The organism is Thermovirga sp., from assembly GCA_012523215.1.
Lineage (GTDB): Bacteria > Synergistota > Synergistia > Synergistales > Thermovirgaceae > 58-81.
In genome coordinates this window covers 1-2,704 of record JAAYIZ010000318.1, presented here as the reverse complement: position 1 = coordinate 2,704, position 2,704 = coordinate 1, and the positions used below count along the sequence as shown (strand labels likewise).

The 2,704-nt window shown below is 58.4% G+C and carries 4 protein-coding genes; all 4 read right to left on the bottom strand.

Translation table 11 applies throughout. The features are described 5' to 3' along the window. Positions 1-808, bottom strand: an 808-nt coding sequence (locus GX108_08480; protein ID NLO57057.1) for a M48 family metalloprotease, incomplete at its 3' end; no start/stop codon positions are given. A 120-nt stretch (positions 809-928) separates the two neighbouring features. Next, positions 929-1,387: a low molecular weight protein arginine phosphatase gene (locus tag GX108_08475; protein ID NLO57056.1), complete on the bottom strand. Its 459-nt coding sequence runs from the start codon at positions 1,385-1,387 to the stop codon at positions 929-931. Positions 1,388-1,421: 34 nt separating this feature from the next. After that, complete coding sequence (locus GX108_08470) at positions 1,422-2,354, bottom strand: 1-phosphofructokinase family hexose kinase (GenBank protein ID NLO57055.1); 933 nt, start codon at positions 2,352-2,354, stop codon at positions 1,422-1,424. Between the two features lie 62 nt (positions 2,355-2,416). Next, positions 2,417-2,704 (bottom strand): thioredoxin-disulfide reductase (locus GX108_08465; protein NLO57054.1); only part of this gene is annotated, 288 nt, incomplete at its 5' end.

Below are 2,704 nucleotides of genomic sequence, written 5' to 3'. Positions count from 1 at the left end.
CGATGCTGAGAAAGAGGAGGCCGTCCTCCTCTCCGGTCTGGATTCTCAACAGGCGAAGGGCTTTTTTCCTCTCCAAGGGCCATCCCCTCTCCCTGATGATGCTCTCCAGGCTCCTGATCCTATCCCTAGTCTTGGGATGATCCGCGTATATGCCCGGATCGACGTAGGGCCTTTTCATTTCTTCTTCCTGCAGCCTCTCCATGACCGTCACGGCCCCCGCCGGTTCGTATCCCGACTGTAACAGGATATCCAGTCCCCCGGCATCGGCCTCTCTTTCGAGGTCTTTGCTGTAGGAGTTCATGATCGCCACCTGGGCGAGGTTCGCCAGGATCGGTGCCGCACCAGCGCCTCCCGTAGCGATTATTACCGCCAGGGCGCCGATGGTAAGGCGCTGGTTCCTGGACGATTGGATTATTCCGTGTTTACGGTCGGTATGGATCAGTTCATGGGCCAGGATCGAGGCGACCTCATCGTCGCTACGGCAGAATTCGAGCATCCCCGTGGTCATGTATATCCTGCCGCCAGGAAGGGCAAAGGCATTGGGTCTCTTTTCCTCCACAAGACGGACCTCAAAGGGGAGGTCTCGCTTGGTGTGGGGCGTAAGCCTCGAAAGGATCATGGTGACCCTTGACACCCGTACGGGGTCGGTCACGCGGTCCCAGTGCTTTTCTACCTGTTCGGAGACCTTTTCGGCCAGCTTGATCTCCCTGTCCAGTTCATCCGTGTCGGCTTCGCAAGGGGATGAGAAAAGCAGGACAAAAAGGAAGAGCGCGAGGACATATCCGATAGCGGTAATTCGTGTCCGCATGGGCCTACCTTCCCGGATCGTTGGTGGGATACTCCACCCACTATTCTATGGCAAAGAACCCAATGCTGGAATGCCCTGGAGTTCCGACCTGAGACACCTTCGCCCCAGCTGTGCGCAGAATCAGCCGCTCCCGAGGATACACGCGAGATTAAGGGTCATCGCCCGGATGATCGCCGCAACCTCCCGGTAGCGGGAAAGGCCTGATCCGAAGGGGTCCGGAACCTCCGGGGCTTCTCCGCCATAAAAGGGACGGGAAGCCTCCCCAAGGAGGCAAATCGTCAATCCCCGATCCGGGAGAAGGGTTTTCATGCGGCTGACATGCTCCCTGGTCATCCCCAGGACCAGGGAGCCCTCCGAAGGGCTCAGAGCACTCACCGGCCTCGAGCGGTGCTCCGAGATGTCGATGCCGTGCTCGGACATCACCCTGATCGCCAGCTCTGCGGCGGGGAGACCCTCTATAGCCATGACCCCGGAGGAGGAGACATTCCAACCGCCGGTCAACCCATGGAGCCCGAGAAAATACCTCATGAACCCCTCCGCCATCGGACTCCTGCAGGTATTGCCCGAGCAAACGAACATAACCTCCCTCGAGGGGTTCAAGCCACCCATGGAGTCAGTCAAGCTTTTCGACCTGGACCTGTACGGCGAGCTGGTCTATCTCCAATCTGCCCCAAAAACCCTTTTCGACACGGAGCGAGTTCTCCCAGGCACAGGCCGTGGAAAAGCGTATGGTCTCCTCGACGTCCATTTTCTCCTCCCTGGCGATTATGAAACCCGCGACCAGGGCGTCATCGGAGGCAAACAGCGAGGCCAGGCCCTTCCGCTCAAACTCCGCGAGATAGATTCCCTCGGGGGAGAAAAAGACTGCACCGTAATTCCTGTAGGAGGCGACGGCCCATTCGACCCCGTAATCATGTACCCTGGAGACCACCTCGATGAGGTTGTCCAGGGACGTGAGCGAAATACCCGCCACCCAGGCCATAAAGCGGTGATCCACCCTCGCGAAGGTCGGACCCTCCTCGATAGCGGCCAAAAGAGGCGGCCCCGCCGCGTCGAGGAGGGTGGGGATCCCTTTTGACTTGGCTCTTTCGACCAAGTCTCGGTAAATATCCTGGGGAACTCCCGGCGGAAGGGAGCCTCCGATCATGACGAACCGGGCCCTGACGAGCATCCTTTCATAGTTGGTCAGGAACCTTCCGAGGGCTTCCTCGGGGATGTAGGGTCCGCTTTCCGCCACGCCGGTCTCGATATGGCCCACTTCATCCACGATGTACACGTTTGAACGGGTCTCACCGGGGACGTGAATGAAATTGGTGGTTATATGGAGCCTCCTGAGGGCATCCCTGATATATTCGCCGTTAAACCCCGCCAGGAAACCCATCGCCACCGATGGAAAGTCCACCTGGGATAGCATGTAGGAGACATTGATGCCCTTTCCGCCCGGCGACCTGTTGACTTGACCGGCCCGGAACCATTTACCCGGCCGAAACTCCGGGACGAGGCACTCTTCGTCAACGGCCGGGTTCAGCGTTACGGTCACTATCATGGTTCGCACCTCCCCTGAGGATCGCGAAGGCAATCATTACCCGGGTTACGGGGCGGAACCGATCACGACAGGAATTTCACGGCCTCTTCCATGGACTCCACTTGCTGCGAACGTTGGATCTTCCCCTTTCGGAACTCCACCATGGCGGGGAGTTTCGCGATGCCCAGTTTCTCGACCATCCTCTTGTTCTTGTAACCATCCAGAAGGACCACCTTTTTTGATGCGCCGATGGAGTACTCCTCGATCTTAGTGGCGAGCCTCGCCTGAATCTCGTCAATGCTGGAAAAGAAGAAGGCGGTGACGTGTTCAGGCTCAAGGAGGAGGCCCTGGATGTGCAGTTGTTCCGATAT

Bases quoted from the DNA above. Each gene is read 5' to 3' on its own strand.
- GX108_08475 (NLO57056.1), bottom strand. From the start codon at position 1,387: ATGTTCGTTTGCTCGGGCAATACCTGCAGGAGTCCGATGGCGGAGGGG.
- GX108_08470 (NLO57055.1), bottom strand. From the start codon at position 2,354: ATGATAGTGACCGTAACGCTGAACCCGGCCGTTGACGAAGAGTGCCTC.